We start from the raw sequence: 4,835 nt of genomic DNA, 5'->3' as shown, positions 1-4,835 counted from the left end.
TCGAGCCCGGTGCGTCGGCTGCCGGCGCGGTCGGCAGGACCGAGGCGAACAAGGTGGCCGGTCGGCCGAGGACCAACAGCAACGGCACGGCGATGGCGACCGCGGTCAGTCCCGCCATGTGCACGCTGAACATCGCCGGGCTGTAGAGCCCGACCCCGGACGAGGTCGCCACGAGCAGCACCGCAGTGCCCATCAACCAGCTCGCTGTCCACCGCCTCTGCCATGGCAGGCCTACCCGCCGGCGGCGCCGCACGGCCACCAGGTACAGGACGGCCGCGATCACCGCAGCGGAGCCGAACACCAGGTCGAAACGCCACTCGAACGCCAACCGCGCAGCGGTGGGCGGGCCGTCCAACACGTAGCCCAAGGCCTCTTCGTGCGCCTGAGGTAGCGAGGCGTCCTGCGGCGGGGGCGGGGGAGTGCGACCGAGTGCAACCGCCAGGCCCACTGTGGTGACGAGAACGAGGGTCTCGATCATCGACAACGTGATCAGGGATCTGCGGTTCTCGGGATTGTGAGCCAGAGCGCCGACCGTTCGTCGTCGCTGTATCCACCGAGGGTCCCCACGATCGCCAGGCTGCGATCTTCGCCAGTATCAGAGCGCCGTACGTCGAATCCCACAGCGACGTCACGGGTACACGCACGGCAGCGTTGACCACTCCGGAGACCGCCATGATCACGAACGCAACCAGAGCGAGCGTCGAATAGCGGCGGGTCGCGACGGCAAGGTGTCCACCCCCGCGCAGCGCATGAGCGAGAAGTGCGAGGAGTCCGCCCACCCACAGAGCGGCAGCGAGGATGTGCAGAATCAACGAGTTCGTCGCGATGTCGTGATTGCCGCCGGTCGAGGAGTGGCCGGTGACCGCGCGCGGGATCAACGCGAGCATCGACAGGGCGAACAAGGCGGGGGTCCACCGATGCCGCAACACCGCCGCGCATGCTGCGGCGGTGATCGCCGCGACCGCAGAGGTGATGGCCCATGCAGTGGAGGCCTCGACATCGCCGATCGCACCGAGGAACTGCACCGGTTGCGCCGCAACGGATCCGACAGGTTGACCCGACGCGTCCGAGAGCGTCAGCGGCACCAACGCCGCCGCGCACACCGCCCACACTGCGGAGGCCTTCGCCGCGGTGCGGACGGCGATGTACCCGTCGATGGCGAGCACACCCGACATTTGGGGAGGAACGAGGAACGCTGCGAGAAGCAACGACCCCACCGCCACGACCGCGGCTACCTCTCCGAGCGCGGTCAGCGCCGGAATACCGTAGGTCGTGATCGGTCCCGGATCGGGAAGCCCGAGCAGAATCAGCGCCTGCGACGTCGACAACGCCGCGAGCACAGCGGCCACCACTGCCGCGATCGCGGCCCACAGCAGCATCACCTGCGAACCGGAGCGTCGATTCACCGGACCGCGGGTCGAGAGTGCGGCTTCGGTGGCCATGTCGTCGGTGGCCATGACGCGGCACCCCTTACGTGGATGATGTGTGGCGGGAAAACTGTCGGCCGGCAATATCGGCACGGCTGCGCCACCAAGTCGCGCAACCGAGATCGAACTACTACGAATCATAGTTCTGCGCCGACGCAGTGCGGCCGCGCGGGCAGCAGCTTCCAGCGAACACGACACTTGCATATATGCGCATATCGCAATATGTTGTGTTCCTGCTATCGAACCACGCCGAGAAGGGGTACCCACGATGGGACACGGACATGGCCACGGGATAGAGCCGGGATCGCCGGCGAGCGCATCCGGTAAGCACCTCGGGCGACTGTGGATCGCTGTCGGTCTCGGGGCGGTTACGTTGGTGACGCAGGTGGTAGTGGGTCTGTCCACCTCGTCGCTGGCGTTGTTGTCCGATTCCGCGCACGTGTTCACCGACGTGTTCGGGGTCTTGATGGCGATCGTGGCAATCACACTCGCACAGCGGCAGTCTCGCAAGACCGGCCGCACGTTCGGACTGTATCGAGCCGAAGTGTTCGCGGCTCTGTTCAATGCAGTGCTGCTCTTCGGTGTCGCTGGGTGGATTCTCTACGAAGCCGCGCAACGCATCACGAACCCACCGGAGGTGCCCGGGATTCCGGTCATGTTGGTGGCACTGCTCGGTCTGGCCATGAACCTCATCGCGTTCCTCCTTCTGCGTAGTGGTGCGAAAGAGAGCCTCAATGTTCGGGGTGCGTATCTGGAGGTGATGGCGGACATGCTCGGCTCGATCGGAGTGCTCGTCAGCGGACTGGTCACCGTCGTGTTCGGGTGGCGGTACGCCGACCCGGTCATCGCGGTCGCCATCGGGTTGTTCGTTTTGCCGCGTGCATTCACTCTGGGGCGTCATGCCGTACGAATTCTGCTGCAACACGCTCCGTCGGGCATCGATGTCGCCGCCGTGGAAAAGGCCCTGACCGGTGTCGACGATGTCGAAGAGGTACACGATCTGCACATCTGGACACTGACGTCGGGGATGGAGGTCGCTTCGGCGCATCTGACGGTCGCCCCGGAGGCCGAGACACCCCGGGTGCTCGCTGCAGCGCAGCAGGTTCTCCGCGACGAGTTCGGTCTCGAGCACGCCACTGTGCAGGTCGAACCCCAGGAAGGCGAAGGCCGTTGCCGAGAGGTCAATTGGTAGGCAGGTCTCGACCCGGTGCGAGATCGGCACGCCGTGCTGTCGTCGACACGGCAGCGATGTACCGGAACCGGCACCAGTCGGGTGGGGGCACAGAGTGGGTCCTCGATTGCCGCACATCGGCCCGGTCGACACCGTTCACCCCGAACCCGTCCACCTCGCATGTTCGGCCGCCCGGTGATGGATCAGTCGACTGTGAGGGTATCTACGGTTCTGGTCACGGCGCGGTTCGGCAGTGGCTCGGTAGCGGGGCTGCGCACGACCACCCCGTCGGTGATCGAGAAGGCACTGTTGTGGCAGGGGCACTCGATCGTGCCGTTGCGGACTCGGTTCACTGTGCACCCTTGGTGAGAACAGATAGCCGAGAAGGCCCGGAAGGTACCGGGTTCCGGTTGGGTGACGACGACCTGCCGGTCGGCGAGCACGATTCCACCGCCGACAGGAACATCGTTCACCGACAAGGTGATGGGACCGTCGGAAGCGGTGTCCTCACCGGACGGGGCTTCGCCGACGCTGCATCCGGCGGCAGCCAGGCACGCTGTAGCGCAGCTCGTAGCGAGAAAAATACGGCGCGGTAGCGCCGGGATGTTGTCGCTCATGCAGCAGGTTCCCCTCGGTGCGCCTCGGTGCGCCTCGGTGAGCGAGAGGCGACGATCGCTTGTCGGTGGTTGTGGTCGAATATGTTTCGAGCCGTTCCGGTGTCGATCACTCTCACTGTTCGAGCGAATCAGCATGATTGTCCTGTCGCGAATGTGTCTGCACTGCAGGGCATTCGATTCGAGCACCGAGGTATCTCATGCAAGTTCACGATTCGGCGCTGTCGGGCACTGCGGGCCGAGGGGTAATCTTTGTGGCCTCTCGCGTGAACAGTGCCGCCCCGATCATCAGCACCACCCCGCAGGTGATGTAGATGTCGGCGAGGTTGAATGTCGGCCACCAACCGGTGTGAAAGTAATCGGTGACCGCGCCGTCGAGGAGCCGGTCGAGGACATTCGAGAGTGCACCGGCGAGGACCAACGACAGCGCTGCCGTGGTGACCGGACCCGCGTGAGGCGCGGTACGCCACCCGTAGATCGCCAACCCGGTGGTGATCGACGCCGTCACGGCGACGACGACCCACACGGGCAGAGAATCACCCAGGCTGAACGCATTCCGCGATTGAAGGCCAGTCGCAGCTCGAGTATCCGCAGCGGAATCGTCGAGCCGGGCAACGCCGCCTGCGCCCAGTAGTCGACCAGTAGAGCGGCAGCGACCAGAGCCAGGACAAGGGCGGTTGCGGCGGCGCGGAGCCGAGCGGTGGCGATGGGGGAGCGGGTCACTGGTCCTCGTTCTCGGGTGTACACCGTGCGTACGTCCGGGTGCACCGCAGACGGTGCAGGTGACCCCGGATTTGCCAACACTTGAAATACTATGCACCATAGTAGTTGATGAATACCGTCGATTTCTCCGCCACCCGATGCGTCGTGTCGCCGTGAGGGCGGCGGCACCCTCGTCATGAGGGCGATGCCCGATGCCGAACCCGGGCCCGGACCGTCCTGCGTCGACCGAGGTCGAGTGTGGCGGCTGTATCGGACAAGTCGAGGTGAAGGGCCCCGAACCTGGGCACGTCTGACCGCAGCGGCAACTTCGGGGCTGGCGATGTACGCCACGTTCCCGCCCCTAGATCTGTGGTTTCTCGCTCCGGTAGCAATTGCAATGCTGCTGTTGGCTGTGTGCGGGCGAGGGGCGCGTGCGGGGGCCGGCTACGGCTTCGTTGCCGGCTCGGCGTTCTTCGTGCCTCTGCTGCCGTGGGTGGGGGAGTATGTCGGATCGGTGCCGTGGCTGGCGCTGGCTGTCGTTCAAGCCCTCTTCGTGGCGATGTTCGGCGCAGTGGCGGATCGGATGTCGCGACTGCCGTGGGGGCCGGTCTGGGTGGCGAGCGCCTGGGTGGCGATTGAAGCGGCACGATCTCGGATCCCGTTCGGCGGATTCCCCTGGGGCCGCATCGCATTCGGTCAATCCGACGGTCCGCTGCTGCCTCTGGCTGCGTTGATCGGCGCGCCGGGGTTGTCGTTCGTCGTGGTGCTGATCGGGTCCGCTCTGGCCGGTGCCATCGCTTCCGATCGCATCACCCGCAGAACTGCAGCAGCGTCGTGCATCGGTGCGGCCACTGCTGTAGGGGCGCTCACGGTGGTGGCCCCACTGTTCGCTCCGCCGCCGCAGGACAGGGTCACCGTCGC

5 protein-coding genes and 1 pseudogene are annotated in these 4,835 nt (G+C 65.7%); 2 read left to right on the top strand and 4 right to left on the bottom strand.

All coding sequences use genetic code 11. The annotated features are described in order from the left end of the window. Nucleotides 1-478, bottom strand: a 478-nt coding sequence (locus RHBS_RS31130) for a cytochrome c oxidase assembly protein (protein ID WP_237669656.1), incomplete at its 3' end; no start/stop codon positions are given. 1,217 nt (nt 479-1,695) lie between these two features. Here RHBS_RS31130 and RHBS_RS24390 point away from each other — a divergent pair. Next, nucleotides 1,696-2,619, top strand: a complete 924-nt coding sequence (locus RHBS_RS24390; RefSeq protein WP_032370892.1) for a cation diffusion facilitator family transporter — start codon at nt 1,696-1,698, stop codon at nt 2,617-2,619. A 182-nt stretch (nt 2,620-2,801) separates the two neighbouring features. On the opposite strand, the gene RHBS_RS24385 is transcribed toward RHBS_RS24390, so the two are convergent. The 3 genes from RHBS_RS24385 to RHBS_RS31115 all read right to left on the bottom strand — a co-directional run bounded on the left by RHBS_RS24385 (nt 2,802) and on the right by RHBS_RS31115 (nt 3,935). Beyond that, nucleotides 2,802-3,215 carry a Rieske (2Fe-2S) protein gene (locus RHBS_RS24385; RefSeq protein WP_057479439.1) on the bottom strand — a complete coding sequence of 138 codons (414 nt, stop codon included), beginning with the start codon at nt 3,213-3,215 and terminating at the stop codon, nt 2,802-2,804. 205 nt (nt 3,216-3,420) lie between these two features. Next, entirely contained in the window at nt 3,421-3,720 is a 300-nt protein-coding gene (locus RHBS_RS31120) for a signal peptidase II (protein WP_237669653.1), read from the bottom strand. After that, nucleotides 3,717-3,935: a hypothetical protein gene (locus tag RHBS_RS31115; protein ID WP_237669651.1), complete on the bottom strand. Its 219-nt coding sequence runs from the start codon at nt 3,933-3,935 to the stop codon at nt 3,717-3,719. Before RHBS_RS31115 ends, RHBS_RS31120 begins: the two co-directional genes overlap by 4 nt. A 184-nt stretch (nt 3,936-4,119) precedes the next feature. Between RHBS_RS31115 and RHBS_RS24375 the strand changes: the two are divergent. Continuing rightward, nucleotides 4,120-4,835, top strand: a pseudogene (locus RHBS_RS24375) (apolipoprotein N-acyltransferase); the annotation flags it as partial.

This window comes from Rhodococcus sp. BS-15 (genome assembly GCF_000813105.1).
In the GTDB taxonomy this organism is placed as follows: Bacteria; Actinomycetota; Actinomycetes; order Mycobacteriales; family Mycobacteriaceae; genus Rhodococcoides.
This window is presented reverse-complemented; position numbering and strand designations above follow the sequence as displayed.

Coding starts and splice junctions, on each gene's coding strand:
- RHBS_RS24390 (WP_032370892.1), top strand. CDS start 1,696: ATGGGACACGGACATGGCCACGGGATAGAGCCGGGATCGCCGGCGAGC.
- RHBS_RS24385 (WP_057479439.1), bottom strand. CDS start 3,215: ATGAGCGACAACATCCCGGCGCTACCGCGCCGTATTTTTCTCGCTACG.